Source organism: Chryseobacterium sp. CBSDS_008, assembly GCF_049959325.1.
Taxonomy (GTDB): Bacteria; Bacteroidota; Bacteroidia; order Flavobacteriales; family Weeksellaceae; genus Chryseobacterium.
The window spans coordinates 2156106-2171331 of sequence record NZ_CP188202.1; the positions used below are offsets into that span (position 1 = coordinate 2156106).

Consider the following 15226-nt stretch of genomic DNA (forward strand, 5'->3'; position numbering starts at 1 on the left):
GATTCTTGCGAAATATTAGTTGTTGTTATAAATATCGTAGTAAGCAAGCATTTTGTAATATAACTTCGCAGATAAGAAAGCGGTGGGCTTAGCCATTGGAGAATCCATTAATTCTACAATATCGAATGCTACTACATTACATTTTTCGAATACTTTTCTTAATAATTCCAGGGTCGGATACCATTGTAACCCACCCGGCTCAGGAGTTCCTGTAGATGGAGCAATAGAAGGATCGAATGCATCCAGATCTATAGTAATGTACACATTTCCTGATACTTTCTCCAGTACATCATTGATCCAGTTTTCGTTGTTTGCGATTTCGTGAGCAAAGAATACTCTTCCTTCCGGTAAATATTCCACTTCCTCAGCATCCATAGAACGGATTCCCACCTGTACCAGGTTATGCTTTTGATTCGCTTCAAAAACTGCACACGCATGGTTTGAAGTAGAGCCGTGGAACTCAGGACGTAAGTCTGTGTGGGCATCTAACTGAAGAACGGTAAGGTTTTCAAATTTCTCTCCTACAGCACGGATAGAACCGATAGAAACAGAGTGTTCCCCACCAAATAGGGTAAATAATTTCCCTTCATTGTTCAAAAGCTCTTTTGTTTTCTGATAAACAGCTTCTGTCATTGCTTCAGGAGTAGAATTCTCAGAAACTTCTCCCGCCAGGTAAACTCCCTGTAAATAAGGCTCTGTTTGAGTTTCAATATCATAAAGCTCCATGTTTTCAGAAGCGTTTAAGAATAATTCCGGACCTTTATCAGCTCCTTTACCCCATGTTGAAGTTCCATCGTAAGGAACAGTTACCAACATTACTTTCGAATTCTCTAACGTTGCGTTTTCTTCGGGAATTCCTGCGTATGTCTTCATATATAATTATTAATTAAAAAATTAAATGATTCAAAGATTAAATGATTCCACAAAGATACAAAATAGTACTTGAGTTATAAGTAAAGAAAGGTTTGTTATCAATTTTTAACCTTCATTCTGATTTTTAAATTTTTAAATCTTTTAATGTTTAAATTTTAAAAGTTACTTTTGTACAAAACTCATTATATGCCTTTAAAAGCTGTTCTTTTCGATATGGATGGTGTGATTGTAGATACAGAGCCATTGCACAGAAAAGCTTATTTCAAAATGTTTGATGAACTGGAAATTGCTGTTTCTGAAGAGCTGTACACTTCTTTTACCGGAGCATCCACCAAAAGAGTTTCTGAAACTCTGATTAAGGAATTTAATTTAAATCAGACTTACGAATCCATTGCAGGAATCAAAAGGTCTCATTTCAAAGATTATTTTTATAATGATGATGAGTTTGATTTAATTCCGGGAGTAAGACAACTGATTGAGCATTATCACGAAAACGGAATAAAACTCATCCTTGCTTCATCTGCTACCATGGTAACGATCAATATGGTTTTTGAAAAATTCGGCTTGGAGCAATATTTCAGCGGAAAGATCAGCGGTGCGGACTTAAAAGAATCAAAACCTCATCCTGAAGTTTTTTTACTGGCCGCTGAAATGGCAGGAGAACCCGTTGAAAACTGTATGGTGATTGAAGATTCTACCAACGGAATTCTGGCTGCACACCGGGCCAAAATTTTCTGCGCTGCGTATAGAAGTCCGCATTCAAAAAATCAGGATTATACATTGGCAGACACCGTAATCACTGATTATGAAGAATTAGAACTGGATAAAGTTTCAAAATATTTTTAAGTAACAAAGCTCTCAGAAAAATCTGAGAGCTTTTGTTTTGTATACGTTTTGGCTAAAGCCAGTTGATTTTTTTTTCTTGATTAAACGGGCTAAAGCCCGTTCCTATTGATTAAAGCCTTATTTATAACCAAGAAGTTTCAGGATATCTTCCGGCTCCTGTTTTTCGCGGAAAATTTCGTATTGCAGTTCCCCGTTTTCATCTTTCTGGATCAGGACGTGTCTCGGCTGAGGCATCAGACAGTGATGTACCCCACCATATCCTCCGATGGTTTCCTGATAAGCTCCGGTGTGGAAGAAACCGATATACAAAGGTTTTGTATCACTGAAAACAGGTAAATAAATTGCGTTGGTATGTTGTTCCGAGTTATAATAATCATCTGAATCACAAGTCAGCCCTCCTAAGAATACTCTTTCATACGTGTCTTCCCAACGGTTTAGCGGAAGCATGATAAAGTGTCTTGAAATGGCCCATGTATCAGGAAGAGTGGTCATGAAAGAAGAATCAATCATATTCCACTTTTCTCTGTCATTCTGACGTTTCTGAGAAATGATTTTGTAAAGGTTCGCTCCACTTTCTCCAACAGTAAAGCTTCCGAACTCAGTGTAGATATTCGGTTCCTCTACTCCTTCTTCTTCACAGAATTTCTTGATCTGAGACACAATCTCTTCTACCATATACTGATAGTCATAATCAAAGTTCAGGGAAGTTTTGATTGGGAAACCACCTCCAATGTTCAGTGAATCCACTTCAGGAGCAATTTTTTTCAAACGTGCATATACACGAAGACATTTATATAATTCGTTCCAGTAGTATGAAGTATCTTTAATCCCGGTATTGATGAAGAAATGAAGCATTTTCAATCTTGCATTCGGGTGTTCAGCAATTTTCTGGCTGTAGTATGGAATAATATCTTTATATCCTATTCCTAATCTTGAGGTATAGAATTCGAACTTCGGTTCTTCTTCTGATGCGATTCTGATTCCGATATTAAAGGTAGAATCGATGCTTTCTGTAAGTTTATCCAATTCTCTGTAGTTATCAAGAATCGGAGTAATATTTTCAAAACCGCTGTTGATCATATCTGAAATTTTTGTCAGATAATCATCAGTTTTAAAACCATTACAGATGACTTCAATGTTTTTATCTACTTTCTGATTTTCATAAAGAGATTTTACAATATCCATATCATAGGCAGAAGATGTTTCTATTGAGATATCATTCTTCAGGGCTTCTTCCAATACAAAATTGAAATGACTGGATTTTGTACAGTAACAGTAGGTATAATTCTTTTTATATTCGGTTTTTTCAAAAGCTTCTTTAAACCAGCTTTTAGCTTTCTGAATATTTTGGGAAATTCTCGGCAAGTAGCTAATCTTTAGCGGAGTGCCAAATTGCTCTACAACGTCCATCAGAGGAACATCGTGAAACAACAAATTGTTCTCAGAAACATTAAATTCCTCTGTAGGAAAATATAATGTCTGATCAATAAGTTCCGAGTACTTTATTTTCATTTCTAAACAAGTGAATTAAGAAATGCAAAATTGCTAAAAAAGTTTCATTTTTAGGTGTTAAAATTATTATAATTTTAAATAAAGGTCCAATATCATATCTTTTTAAAATTGACTGCTGATAATCAATAGGTAAACTTTTGAATATATTCACTTCTTTTGGCCTCTGAAATCCCCAATACCTGCTGAATATAAGCATCTGTAGACCCATACTTTTTGTTGATTTCCTCAAAAGCAGCATCAAGATACCTTTTTTCTACCCAGCTCAGTTTTTCCAGCACCTGCAAATCCATCTTCGGATATAGGAAATGGAGCGTATTGGCAAGGCAAAGTCTCTTTTGCACAAGGTTTTTTCTGTAATTGTTGGATAAAAGGTATTCGTTGTAGATAGTCTCTTTATCAAATTTCAGGATCGTAAGAATTAATGCTGTTGTAATTCCTGTTCTGTCTTTTCCCGCTGTACAGTGATAAAGGATCGGATCTTTGGATTCCAGAATTTCTGTAATAATTCTCTTTATCGTTTCCGGATTTTCTGTAACGTATTCACGGTAGAAATCGATCATTCTTTTGTCTGCATCAGAAGCATTTACCTCCTTTAAGAACCAGTTTTTTGGCCTGTGCCAACTGATCTCCTTCATCTTCAAACGCTGAATATTTTTTATAGGTCACCGATGCAGGAAGCTGATCCGGCTTCTTAGAGATTTCTTTAGAATTTCTAAGATCAATTATTTCTTTTATTCCCAGCTTATCAATATCATCAAAAGATTTCTTTTTAAGCTTATGAAGATGGGCACTTCTGTAGAACCTTCCCTGTGTTAAAGTTCTTCCTTCTGTATTTTTAATATTTCCTACCGTCCGGAAGTTGGTTACTTTCTTGATCTGAATCACTCTTTCAGTTTCATTTTTTCCATATTCGGGTGTTTCAAAATGCTGTGTTTTGCATGAAACAATACTGCATAATGAAATGGTGAAAACTGATATTTTGATTAGTTTATTCAATGGTTTTTAATAAGTTTTGGCTGAAGCCAGTTGATTTTATTTTTTTGTTTAAAACGGGCTAAAGCCCGTTCCTATTGATATTAATCACTCTAATAAATTGCCGGATATTCAATCTCCTTGATTCCTACAAACAACAAGACATCACCTGATTCATATTCCACAGAAAATTCATCGTCAATGGTGAAATTCCGGGTTCCTATTCTTGAGGTAATGCTAAGACTTTCATTGGTCAAGGGCCAGTTCAGTCCCTTAGTTGTTATATTATTCACCGATGGAAATGGATAGATAGAAATCATTCTGTTTTTTGCTCCTTTCAATTTAAAATAATTGGGAATAAAGTAATATTCTGAAAATTCATCATAAAATTTAATCTTCATCCGATTTTTAAAAGTATAAGCAACCGTAAGATTTCCAAGAAAATGATCCTGTTCTCCTCCGCTTCCTCCGAAAACATCAACCTCCGAAAAGCCTCTTTCCAGAATAATTTCCAACGCTTTGTGAAAATCTGTTTTTTCCTGATCCAATGTGAGGATAAACTTTTCCTGATACATATCTTCATCTGACCCGGAATGAGAATCAAAATCGCCGGATATGAAATCCAGCTTATCCAAATGAAATTCCATTCTTTTTAAATAATGAAAAGCACCGTCCGTACAGGCAATCAAAGCATAATGATCAGGATTGGGTAACGATTTTGGAGCATCTCCGTTGATGAAAAGTAAAGCTTTATCTTTCATTCGGGTTCCAGTATTCTTCCGGTTCGTTGTTCAGTTTGGAAATATATCTTGCCAACACAAAAAGATAATCTGAAAGTCTGTTTAAATATTTAATCAATTCCGGGCGCACTTCCTCCGATTCATTCAGAAATACCAATGAACGCTCTGCTCTTCTGCAGATGGTTCTTGCCGCATGTAAAAAAGTTGCAGACTTTCCGCCACCGGGAAGAATAAAATACTGAAGCGGTTCCAGCTTTTCATCAAAAGCATCCATCCACTGTTCCAATTCTTCAATTTCTGTTTCTGAAATGATGATCGGAAGGCGGGATTTCCCGTTGGCCAGCATCAGCTTATCCACAGGGGTTGCCGCTTCTGAACCTACGGTGAATAAATCAAACTGTATTTTTTTTAGCTGTTTCAAAACTTCTTCATCTTCGATGTGGCTTTTTGCAATTCCGATGAATGAATTCAGCTCGTCTATATTTCCATAACTGTCTACTCTGGCACTGGCCTTAGAAACTCTTGTTCCGCCGTATAATGCCGTCTGACCTTTATCTCCTGTTTTCGTATAAATTTTCATACTACTAAAATACTTTTTTTTGAACAATGTAAAAAGTAAAATGCAGTAATAACGTCTATCCTATCTGAAAAAATATTCCCTGACATTAAAAATAATGTCAGGGAATGTTTGCATAAGTTGGTTTTATATCTTTGAAATTGCTTTCACTTTGTTAAGCATGGCAAAGCAATGCTAATTTCTTTATTTTAAGATTAAAAAGTATAATTAACATTGAGCTGAAAAGTGGTTCCGTTAAATCCAAACTGGTTGACCTCCCACGGATATTTGAACCTTCCTCCAAGATCTGTCACTACATCTCCTTTGCTGTCTATGACATCCGGATAAATATTAAATAAGTTATTTACAACTCCGGAAACTTTAAGGTCATTCGTGATTTTATAGGTTAAAACGATGTCTGTAACTACTTTACCGGAAAACGTCTGATCTTTGGCAGGATCAGTGGCGTGCTGCCATGTAACAGAACCAAAGTAAGTATTATTAAGGTTAAAATTAAACTTTGTAATGTCATACGAAAGACTTAGAATAGTTTTCGTTTTTGGCCTTGCAGAGATAATTCTGGATTGCTCCTTTCTGTCAAAAAAGTTTTCTGAATAGCCATTTTGTGCCAAAATAGGCGGAACAGCAATATTATCGACTATTTTAGTTTCGTTATAATTGAAAGCAGCAATAACCCCCAATCTTCCTTTTCCAATAGCGGAAGTATAATAATTCGCAACGAAATCTACTCCCTGAGTAACTGTATTGACAGCATTGGTGAAAAACTTCAGGGAAGTTATTTTATTATTGTTTAATATGACTTCCACAGGATTTGACAGATCCGGACTCCCAGGAGCACCGGTTTTGTAACCAATATCACCTGAAAAAAGTACACGGTCTTCAATTTTTATTCTATAATAATCTGCTGTAATAGTAAGGTTTTTAAAAGGTTTTACAGCCAACCCTCCGGTAATGTTAAAGGCTTTTTCAGCATTTAATTTGGGTACCCCAAGATCAGACTTTACAATTGGAGAGTCATTATTAAAGGTACCCTGATTAGCGACAGTATTCCCTGTAATTTTGGTCTGAACATTGGAATAATATATCTGGTGCAACGATGGTGCACGGAATCCTGTAGAAACAGATCCACGGAAAACCAATTTATCATCTAACAATTTATATCTTGCATTTCCTTTCCAGGAAATATTATTTCCAAAATCACTGAAGTTTTCATATCTCACCGTTCCTCCAACTAATAAGTTTTTTGTAACATCCCATTCAGCATTCAAATATGCTCCGATATTCTGACGGTTTTTATTAACTTCATTTTGAGGCTGCAGTCCTGGAAATGATTCTGCACCACTTCCTATATAAGAGGCTTCTTCTCCTGCTCTTGCTTTATAGTTTTCATTGCGCACTTCAGCTCCCGCTCCTAAAACAAGCGCACCAAAATCCCGGCTGACATCTATGTTTCCTATAATATTACTAAACTGATGACCACCTGCTTTAAAACGGGTTGGTGAATTGGCTCCCAAAGATGTATTAATGGTATTTGCTACAGCATAATCTACGGCATTAGAGCCAAAGGTTGCACTCCCATCAAAATTCCATTTTCCAAACATCCCTTTCCACCCGGAGGTTAAATTATAATCGTAAACATCTGTTTTAAATTGCGGTTGAAATCCATTGTAAGGTTGTCCTTGTGGAGTTAATAAACCAAAATCTGAAGCTACCCAATAGGGAGTTCTATATAAAGCAAAACTGGTCCCACTTCTGTAAGTTGTACCCCCAAAAGCATAAAATTTGCCTGTTTCACTTGTTGGCAACTCAAAATTGACAAACATATTGCCCACTTTTGTCTCCGGCTGCCCAATAATCATTCCTAAACCGGGATTGGCCTGAGTCCAGGCATTATCCACCCCAAAAAGTTCATCTTTTGTAACAGTACCCGCGCGGTTTGTTTTATTTTGGGAAGAATACCCCAAGGTAAGATTCAGACTGCCATTTTTAGCAACTCTGATTCCTGTATTAAAGTCTGCTCCGATATTAAAACCGTCTCCTTTTGAAGTAATTCCGGAAAAGAGATTCACCGTACTTTTTCCAACACCGTTCTTAAGAATAATATTGATTACCCCTGCAATAGCATCAGATCCGTATTGTGCGGATGCACCATCCCTCAAGACCTCTACGTTTTGTAAGGCTGCTGAAGGAATACTTTTAAGATCTGTACCTACTTCACCTTTTCCCGGTGTATCATTTACATAAATAAGAGCACTTTGATTTTTTCTTTTATTATTGACTAAAACTAATGTTCTGGAAGGCCCCAAACCTCTTAAGTCTGCCGGATCAAAGTGAGCTGTTGCATCAGAAACAGTTTGCTGTGATGAATTAAAAGATGGAACGGCATAAGTTAGAGCTTTATCAAAAGTTACCTGCCCCGTAGATTTTAGCTGTGCTGCCGAAATATTGTCTATAGGAATTGCTGAGGTAATGATGGTTCTGGGTTTAGTTCTACCCGTGGTAACCACAACTTCGTCTATTTTATTTTGTTTTATGCTGTCCTGAGCATATCCCATAGCACCAGCTCCGCTTAATACTAAAGCATAGATTTTTCTATTAAATAAACTTTTCTCCATTTTGATTGTTAATTATTCAATAAATCTAGTAAAAAAATCAACATTAAACATAAAAATAAAAAATATTATAACAATTCTATTTCATATTTGCGAAAACTATGCCATTTAACAAAAAACAAGAATTAATCCCCAAAACGCAAAGTAATTTATTAATAACATGAAAAAAATAAATCAATAACATCATATTTGCATAAAAAAATAAATAGTTAGCATCAGAAATAAATATGATTTATTTATTCTGATAAGTAGTTTTCCACGGGTTGAGATTGCTTCGCTTATGGCTTGCAATGGATGGGAATAAAAAATGGCCGTTGAAACGGCCATATCCAAATTATTTATTTACCTCTACGTATTGTATGATGGTCTGATTTTTTGGGTTGTAGATAATGGTACTACTGTTGGGAAACCTTTTGAGCTTATAATACTGAATATTTTTGTCTGATTTAATATCTTCGAGAATACTGGTGTCAAATGTATTATCAGGAAGGAATTTCGACAGAAAACTTATTTTATCTACAATACTTTGTCCATCGATTTTGCGGGCCGTTGTATCAGATTTACTTTCATCAGAAACAGGCTGCCCTTCCAGAAACGGAAGTAATACGGCAATATCTGCTTTGTATTTAAAAATATAACCTTCAGGTCTTCCCGGAATTTTAATTTTCTTCCCTTTTTCTTCAGAAACAACAGATGCTCCTGTACCCGGGAAAACGGTATTAAACTTAACGTCTTCGGAATGAGTTAAAGAATTTATAGATTTGTTAACTGTTTTTTTTACCGTTTCTTCTACAGCCTGCTGAGCTTTTTGCTGTACGGTTTCAGTGGTTTTCTGAACAGTCTGGTCAATTTTTTCTTCAATCTTATTGCATGATACTAATAAAACAGCAGTGATTACTGGCAAAATATACTTCTTCATAATTCTAATAATAGCGTTTTTTATTAATATCCTTTCTTCTAACGCAAAAGTAGGGATCAATATTTTAAGAAAGAAAAAATATTTTTTTAATATTAAAATCCTACTGACAAACTGTTGCCATCACCCTCTCTTACCTTTGTATCAACAACAAACAAAAACAATACATTATGACAACTACAGCAACAGCCACTAAGCAATTCATGACTACAGATCAGTTATTAAAAGATTGGCAGGGACACAGAAATCTTACAAGAAGAGTGATTGAAGCTTTTCCTGAGAAAGAATTATTCGAATTTTCCGTGGGAGGTATGAGACCTTTTGCAAAACTGGCAGTAGAAATGATCAGCATTGCAGGTCCTGCTTTGAAAGGAATCCTTGAAGGAAATATGGAGGGTTATCATGAAGAAGGCTTCAATCCTTCTACTAAAGAAGAACTATTAAAAAAATGGGACGAAGAAACAGAAGTGATTAACCATTATTTCAATCAGATTTCTGAAGAACGTTTCCAGGAAGTATTTAATCTTTTCGGACAGTATGAATTCCCGGTATATGAAAATATCCTCTATTTCATCGATAACGAAATCCACCACCGCGGACAGGGATATGTTTATTTAAGAGCTTTAGGGATTGAACCGCCTTTCTTCTGGGAGAGATTCTAATAAAATGAAGGCAAAAATTGCATACAAGTTAAAATAAGACGCATATCTTTTTTGCGACCAATAAATTTGCTTTTTGCAATTCTGCTTTTTGTTTTAAACCATTTCATTTATTGCCATATTAAGTCTTTAAACCTCAACAGCTATTCTGTTGAGGTTTTATTGATGTCTTTCTGCCATTTTAACGAGCAGATCTTTCAACCGTGTGCGGAGACTTTCCGGTTCAAGGACAGTGGCATAATCTGCAAAAGTAATGAGCCAGCGGGGAAATCCGTCACTGATCCATTCTGTTTCAAAAGTGAGTTCTACTCCTTGTTCGGTTTCTACCTCATCTATCAGTCCGTAATACTTTTTAGAATTCACAAGGTGGGACATTATTTTTTTGTCTACCAGAAGTCTGACCTTTACTTTATTTCCATTTGATTTTTTACGGTAATCGTTCACCTGTCCGTACTCCTGCAGGAAAGGATTCTGTGTTTTTGAAATTTCCAGAATCCTGTCTATACGAAACTGCCTGAAATCTTTTCTCAAAGTACAGAATGCCATGATGTACCAGAAATTAAATTCAAAAAACATCCCGACGGTTTCAATCGTTCTGTGGTTCACTCTTCCGTCTACCGTCTGATATTTTATAGCCAGCTGGGTTTTCTCTGCTATACTTTCGAGAATAATGGGAATTACATTTTTCAGAGAGTCTCCCGAATCCGTATGAAAGCTGAAAACATCAATCTGCTTTTCAATATTTTTAATCAGATTTTTATCAGAATATTTCAACACCGAACGTACTTTTTCCATGGCAGCCTGATAATGGTTTCCTAAGCTTTGGTGGGAAAATTTCTGCATCAGCTTTTCCGCAGTAATGAAACTTAAAACTTCTTCCTTGGTAAACATAATCGGAGGAAGTTTGTAGCCATCCATTAAAGAATATCCGTTACCCGCCTCTCCAATAATAGGAATACCTGCATTTTCCAGGGTTTTTACATCACGGTAAATGGTTCTGATACTTACATCGAACTTTTCAGCCAGATCCTGTGCCCGCACAACAGGTTTCGACTGTAACTGGGTAAGGATAGCCGTTACCCGATCAAGCTTTTTAAGGTAGTGATCATTCATTATGTAACAAAACTAAAATTCTTTTTTGAGGTATGGCTTATAAATATGGCAGCTTTTTTATTAAATTTATTTTCTACAAAAACAGATTCTTTCTTTATGCTTCATACTCATTTTGTTCAGTCTATTGAAAAAATTTTAAAACCGGAACAGGCAGTCATAGACGGGCTTGTTTCGCATCTGGAAACCAAAACTTACAGGAAAGGAGATTTTCTGCTGAAAGCGGATGAAACCTGCAGATATTTTTATTTTATTGAGAAAGGCCTTGTAAAGCTATTTTTCGACAATGGTGATAAAGATTTTATCATGACATTTTTTGCAGAAAATGCTTTTTTCGCTGAGCTGAGCGGTTTTATTACCGGACAGCCGTCAAAATACATGATCGTTGCCCTGGAACCTACTGAAGTTCTTCGCGTACACAAAGATGTTATCGAAGGATTGTGTAAAAAGTATCACACGGCGGAAACACTTTTCAGCAAGCTCTACTCAAAAGCTCCGGTCAATATGATGGGACGGATCAGTGAGATGCTGGAAGACGACGGAAAAAAGCGCTATCATAATTTTCTGAAACAAAGACCTGATCTTATCCAGCGCATCAGCCTTGGAGATCTTGCAGACTATATCGGAATCACTCAGGTTTCTTTAAGCAGAATAAGAGCACAGAAGTTTTAGGAGAAAGGAAGCTGGAGGCTGGAAGAGGGAAGTTATTGAAGACCGGATATATATCATCTACCTAATAGTAACTTCCAGCTTCTAACTTCTAGCATCCAGCTTTTAAAATCTTTCCTTATAAAATTTATCATTTGTAAAAAAAATCAGGAAAATTACCTTATACATTTGTCACATAATTAATCACAAAAACAAATATTATGTCACAAAGAATCAACGCATTTGCGATCGGAAACAAGGCTGTAAATGCACTTCACAACATGGGATTTCAGGTACAGAACTCATCACTGGACAATTCATTTCTGGAACTGATGTATTTCCGCGTTTCACAGATGAACGGATGTGCTTTTTGCCTCGATATGCATTCCAAAGAATTAAGAGCGAAAGGAGAAACCGAACAGAGAATATTTCTGGTAAGCGCCTGGAGAGAATGCTCATTTTATACGGATAAAGAAAAAGCCGGCTTATTATGGGCTGAGACTTTAACAGCTTTAAATGGTAAAGAAGTGAACGATGAAATTTATTCAAAGGTAAGTCATCACTTTTCTGAAACTGAAATGGTAGATTTAACCATGGCTGTGATTGCCATTAACAGCTATAACAGAATTAATATTGCCTTCGGGGCCGATGTAGGAGCATATCAGATTGCTGAAAAAGCGCAGTAAACAATCATTATTAAATAAAAACTCAGCATGATTGCTGAGTTTTTATTTAGTTTTCTTTATAAGTATTCACCAGCTTATCGAGATTTAAACTTCGGGCTGAAGCATCAAAGATCTCACGGTAAGTACCTTCTTTACTGTACAATTCATCATGGGTTCCATTTTCTACTACTCTTCCTTTTTTCATCACATAAATGATATTGGAATCCAGAATCTGTGACAGCGAATGGGAAATGATGACAACAGTTCTTCCTTCTTTTATGGCATCCAGAGAATTCTTGATCTGTTCTGTAGCAATGGCGTCCAGACTGGCTGTAGGTTCATCCAGAAAGATAATCGGCGGATTTTTAAGGAATAATCTTGCAATGGCAATTCTCTGCTGCTGGCCTCCGGAAAGCTGGGTAGCATCATGCTGATATTGGTCGGGGAGATCTACAATCTGGTCGTGCAGATACGCTTTTTTTGCGGCTTCTTCAATTTCTTCAAAACCTGCATTCATATCTCCATACCGGATATTATCTTCAATACTTCCCTGAAAGATATGATTTCTCTGAAGTACCAGCCCCAGATCACTTCTCAGAAAAGTATTGTCAAATTCATTAAGATCCACTCCATCCAGAAGAATTTCTCCGGAATCCGGAAGGTAAAATTTACACAAAAGATTGATGACTGTTGACTTTCCGGCACCGCTTAATCCTACCAAAGCTGTCGTTTTTCCGTTTTCAATTTTCATGGAAACATCATGTAAAGCTTTTGTACCGTTGGGATACGTAAAATCAACATTTTTTAATTCAAAGGTTCCTTTGATTTCTTTTTCCACAAAATCTCCGTTCGACTCGGTTTCGTTATCTGCATTCAGAATATCAAAATAGCCTTCAGCATAGATCATGGCATCATTCATATCATCATAAATTCTGTGCAGCTGGCGGATGGGTGCTGAGACATTATTGAAAAGCATGATATGAAGCATGATGGCACCGATTGTCATCTGCTGGTCAAGCACAAGATAAACGGTCAAAAGAATGATTAAAACGACTCCGAACTGTTCTATAAACGTTTTTAAACCATCATAAATAAAATTGGTTCTTCTTGTGATCATCTGGCTTTCCATCAACTCCATCTGAAGATCATATTGTTTTTTTCCTTCAAATTTTTCCCGGACAAAACTTTTAATGACCATAATGGAATTGATCAGATTCAAAAGTCCGGAGGTTTTTTTTTCTCTCTGATTCCTAAGCTGGCGGCGAACTCCATTCAGTTTTTTTGCCTGCAGGGAACTGATATAAAAATAAATCGGAACAATGATCGTAGAGACAAGTCCTACATATACATTCTGCATGTACATAATGATCAGTGCGATGATGGCATTGGAAAAAAGAGGCAGAATATCAATAAAAAAATTTTGAACCAGTCTTGTCAGACTTTCTATTCCACGGTCAATCCTGATCTGTAATTTTCCGGACTCATGGTTTTCATCGTTAAAATAAGCAACCCTGTATGTTAAAATTTTATCAATAGCTGATTGTGCCAACACCGAGCTGACATTGATCCTGATTTTTTCGCCATAAAATTTCTGCCCAAAGTTGATAAAGATATTTAAGAGTTCTTTTCCCAGTAAAATTACAGATATGACAATGAGAATATGAATTCCCTCTGACATAGGATGCGGAAGATGGGTGAGTTTGGTAACCTCATCCACTGTATATTTTAAAACAATTGGGTTTACCTGTGCAGCAAGAGCTCCGAGAAAGGTGAGAAACAAGGTCCCGTAAATCATTGGTCGGTAAGGTCTGATGAATGGGACAAGCTGCTTATAAATTCCGAATAAGGTTACAGTTCTGTTAAAAGGTTTAGCCATAGATAGAAGTCATTTTAAATAAAAAACGTACCGCTTTCAAAAGAAAAAGGTACGTTTTATTATCATGTTCAGCAAGTAAATGCTTTATAATTTTATCCCTCAAACAGATAAGTCGTAAGGTAATGCAGTTCTTTTCTGCCGGCCTCTTTAGATTCTGCTTCAGCCTGTTCCAGAGGATATTGGGAATTAATTTCCTTTTTCTGGAAAACAAATGAGTTGTTGGCATTTTTATCTACTACATCATTAAAGATATGCTCAATTTCAGAATTTGCTAACGAAGCAAAGCTGATATCTTCAAAACCATACATCAGTCTCAGGTCATCAAATTGTTTAAAATTTTCATCTACAAATCCCTGCAGCTGTGCTTTTGAATCAAAGTTACCTGCCCAGATATTGTAAGCGTATTTTTTCTTTTTAGGTTTATCTAAAATACTTTGATACACGAAGTTTTCACCCAGATAAGCTTCTCTTACCTGTGGATCATTCGCCAGATCTTCCGGAAGTCCTTCTTTCAGAATCTTTCCTTCAAACATGATATAGGTTTTATTGGTAATGGCAAGAGTTTGCTGTACGTTGTGGTCAGTAATCAGGATTCCGATATTTTTATCCACCAAACTTCTTACAATTTTCTGGATATCTTCTACGGCAATCGGGTCTACCCCGGCAAAAGGCTCATCCAGAAGAATAAAATTCGGGCTTGTAGCAAGACAGCGTGCAATTTCGGTTCTACGTCTTTCTCCTCCGGAAAGAAGATCTCCTCTGTTTTTACGAACGTGCTGTAAAGAAAACTCTTCGATCAGTTCATCACATTTGATCTGCTGTTCACGTTTTGAAAGCTTGGTCAGCTGCAATACTCCCATAATGTTTTCCTCTACGGAAAGTTTTCTGAAAACAGAAGCTTCCTGTGCCAGGTATCCGATTCCCTTTTGAGCTCTTCGGTACATCGCATCAGTAGTAATCTCCTGTTTATCCAGGAAAATTTTTCCTGAAGTAGGCTTAACCAACCCAACGATCATATAAAACGATGTGGTTTTTCCTGCTCCGTTAGGACCCAGCAAACCAACAATTTCTCCCTGTTGAACCTGTACAGAAACGCCTTTTACAACTTTTTTAGGACCGTATTCCTTGATTAAGTTTTCTCCTCGTAAAATCATAGGGCAAATATATCAAAAATATAAACTTCACTTATATGTTAATATCAACTTGTTATTTAAATGTAA

At 36.4% G+C, this 15226-nt stretch carries 14 protein-coding genes and 1 pseudogene; 4 read left to right on the forward strand and 11 right to left on the reverse strand.

Annotation, left to right across the window (positions count from 1 at the left end):
• Positions 1 to 15: 15 nt before the first annotated feature.
• A complete protein-coding gene (speB, locus tag ACP3T3_RS09625; RefSeq protein ID WP_426479664.1) occupies positions 16 to 873 on the reverse strand; it encodes an agmatinase in 858 nt (285 codons plus the stop codon).
• Between the two features lie 186 nt (positions 874 to 1059).
• Between speB and ACP3T3_RS09630 the strand changes: the two genes are divergently transcribed.
• Entirely contained in the window at positions 1060 to 1719 is a 660-nt protein-coding gene (locus ACP3T3_RS09630) for an HAD family hydrolase (RefSeq protein ID WP_426479665.1), read from the forward strand.
• 117 nt (positions 1720 to 1836) lie between these two features.
• Here the strand turns inward: ACP3T3_RS09630 and ACP3T3_RS09635 are convergent, their stop codons facing one another.
• From ACP3T3_RS09635 to ACP3T3_RS09665, 7 genes are all read right to left on the reverse strand, one after another.
• On the reverse strand, positions 1837 to 3231 hold the full coding sequence (locus ACP3T3_RS09635) for an arginine decarboxylase (protein WP_426479666.1): 1395 nt from the start codon (positions 3229 to 3231) through the stop codon (positions 1837 to 1839).
• A gap of 122 nt (positions 3232 to 3353) precedes the next feature.
• Positions 3354 to 3866: a tyrosine-protein phosphatase gene (locus tag ACP3T3_RS09640; RefSeq protein WP_426479667.1), complete on the reverse strand. Its 513-nt coding sequence runs from the start codon at positions 3864 to 3866 to the stop codon at positions 3354 to 3356.
• The gene (locus ACP3T3_RS09645) at positions 3805 to 4227 is read right to left on the reverse strand and encodes a tyrosine-protein phosphatase (RefSeq protein WP_426479668.1); all 423 of its coding nucleotides are present in this window, start codon (positions 4225 to 4227) and stop codon (positions 3805 to 3807) included. The genes ACP3T3_RS09640 and ACP3T3_RS09645 overlap by 62 nt, the downstream gene beginning before the upstream one ends.
• 89 nt (positions 4228 to 4316) lie before the next feature.
• Complete coding sequence (locus ACP3T3_RS09650) at positions 4317 to 4964, reverse strand: thiamine diphosphokinase (protein ID WP_426479669.1); 648 nt, start codon at positions 4962 to 4964, stop codon at positions 4317 to 4319.
• Positions 4954 to 5523, reverse strand: coding sequence for a cob(I)yrinic acid a,c-diamide adenosyltransferase (locus ACP3T3_RS09655; RefSeq protein WP_123900340.1), 570 nt, complete (start codon positions 5521 to 5523; stop codon positions 4954 to 4956). The genes ACP3T3_RS09650 and ACP3T3_RS09655 overlap by 11 nt, the downstream gene beginning before the upstream one ends.
• A gap of 191 nt (positions 5524 to 5714) precedes the next feature.
• On the reverse strand, positions 5715 to 8135 hold the full coding sequence (locus tag ACP3T3_RS09660; RefSeq protein WP_426479670.1) for a TonB-dependent receptor plug domain-containing protein: 2421 nt from the start codon (positions 8133 to 8135) through the stop codon (positions 5715 to 5717).
• Between the two features lie 331 nt (positions 8136 to 8466).
• Complete coding sequence (locus ACP3T3_RS09665) at positions 8467 to 9051, reverse strand: hypothetical protein (RefSeq protein WP_426479671.1); 585 nt, start codon at positions 9049 to 9051, stop codon at positions 8467 to 8469.
• Positions 9052 to 9218: 167 nt separating this feature from the next.
• Here ACP3T3_RS09665 and ACP3T3_RS09670 point away from each other — a divergent pair, with 167 nt between their 5' ends.
• Positions 9219 to 9710 (forward strand): DinB family protein, encoded by a 492-nt coding sequence (locus ACP3T3_RS09670; protein ID WP_426479672.1) that lies wholly within the window; start codon positions 9219 to 9221, stop codon positions 9708 to 9710.
• Positions 9711 to 9866: 156 nt separating this feature from the next.
• Here ACP3T3_RS09670 and ACP3T3_RS09675 read toward each other — a convergent pair whose 3' ends face one another.
• Positions 9867 to 10820 carry a helix-turn-helix transcriptional regulator gene (locus ACP3T3_RS09675; protein WP_426479673.1) on the reverse strand — a complete coding sequence of 318 codons (954 nt, stop codon included), beginning with the start codon at positions 10818 to 10820 and terminating at the stop codon, positions 9867 to 9869.
• 45 nt (positions 10821 to 10865) lie between these two features.
• Between ACP3T3_RS09675 and ACP3T3_RS09680 the strand changes: the two genes are divergently transcribed.
• Both ACP3T3_RS09680 and ACP3T3_RS09685 read left to right on the forward strand, forming a co-directional pair.
• Positions 10866 to 11489 carry a Crp/Fnr family transcriptional regulator gene (locus ACP3T3_RS09680; RefSeq protein ID WP_426479674.1) on the forward strand — a complete coding sequence of 208 codons (624 nt, stop codon included), beginning with the start codon at positions 10866 to 10868 and terminating at the stop codon, positions 11487 to 11489.
• A 197-nt stretch (positions 11490 to 11686) separates the two neighbouring features.
• Positions 11687 to 12151: a carboxymuconolactone decarboxylase family protein gene (locus tag ACP3T3_RS09685; protein WP_426479675.1), complete on the forward strand. Its 465-nt coding sequence runs from the start codon at positions 11687 to 11689 to the stop codon at positions 12149 to 12151.
• A gap of 46 nt (positions 12152 to 12197) precedes the next feature.
• On the opposite strand, the gene ACP3T3_RS09690 is transcribed toward ACP3T3_RS09685, so the two are convergent.
• Entirely contained in the window at positions 12198 to 13925 is a 1728-nt protein-coding gene (locus tag ACP3T3_RS09690) for an ABC transporter ATP-binding protein (protein ID WP_426479961.1), read from the reverse strand.
• Positions 13926 to 14434: 509 nt separating this feature from the next.
• Positions 14435 to 15160 (reverse strand): annotated as a pseudogene (gene lptB, locus ACP3T3_RS09695) (LPS export ABC transporter ATP-binding protein); the annotation flags it as partial.
• Positions 15161 to 15226 lie beyond the last annotated feature (66 nt).

Bases quoted from the DNA above. Each gene is read 5' to 3' on its own strand.
- ACP3T3_RS09680 (WP_426479674.1), top strand. From the start codon at position 10,866: ATGGCAGCTTTTTTATTAAATTTATTTTCTACAAAAACAGATTCTTTC.
- ACP3T3_RS09630 (WP_426479665.1), top strand. From the start codon at position 1,060: ATGCCTTTAAAAGCTGTTCTTTTCGATATGGATGGTGTGATTGTAGAT.
- ACP3T3_RS09685 (WP_426479675.1), top strand. From the start codon at position 11,687: ATGTCACAAAGAATCAACGCATTTGCGATCGGAAACAAGGCTGTAAAT.
- ACP3T3_RS09670 (WP_426479672.1), top strand. From the start codon at position 9,219: ATGACAACTACAGCAACAGCCACTAAGCAATTCATGACTACAGATCAG.
- speB (WP_426479664.1), bottom strand. From the start codon at position 873: ATGAAGACATACGCAGGAATTCCCGAAGAAAACGCAACGTTAGAGAAT.
- ACP3T3_RS09635 (WP_426479666.1), bottom strand. From the start codon at position 3,231: ATGAAAATAAAGTACTCGGAACTTATTGATCAGACATTATATTTTCCT.
- ACP3T3_RS09665 (WP_426479671.1), bottom strand. From the start codon at position 9,051: ATGAAGAAGTATATTTTGCCAGTAATCACTGCTGTTTTATTAGTATCA.
- ACP3T3_RS09675 (WP_426479673.1), bottom strand. From the start codon at position 10,820: ATGAATGATCACTACCTTAAAAAGCTTGATCGGGTAACGGCTATCCTT.
- ACP3T3_RS09640 (WP_426479667.1), bottom strand. From the start codon at position 3,866: ATGAAGGAGATCAGTTGGCACAGGCCAAAAAACTGGTTCTTAAAGGAG.
- ACP3T3_RS09690 (WP_426479961.1), bottom strand. From the start codon at position 13,925: ATGATTTACGGGACCTTGTTTCTCACCTTTCTCGGAGCTCTTGCTGCA.
- ACP3T3_RS09650 (WP_426479669.1), bottom strand. From the start codon at position 4,964: ATGAAAGATAAAGCTTTACTTTTCATCAACGGAGATGCTCCAAAATCG.
- ACP3T3_RS09655 (WP_123900340.1), bottom strand. From the start codon at position 5,523: ATGAAAATTTATACGAAAACAGGAGATAAAGGTCAGACGGCATTATAC.
- ACP3T3_RS09660 (WP_426479670.1), bottom strand. From the start codon at position 8,135: ATGGAGAAAAGTTTATTTAATAGAAAAATCTATGCTTTAGTATTAAGC.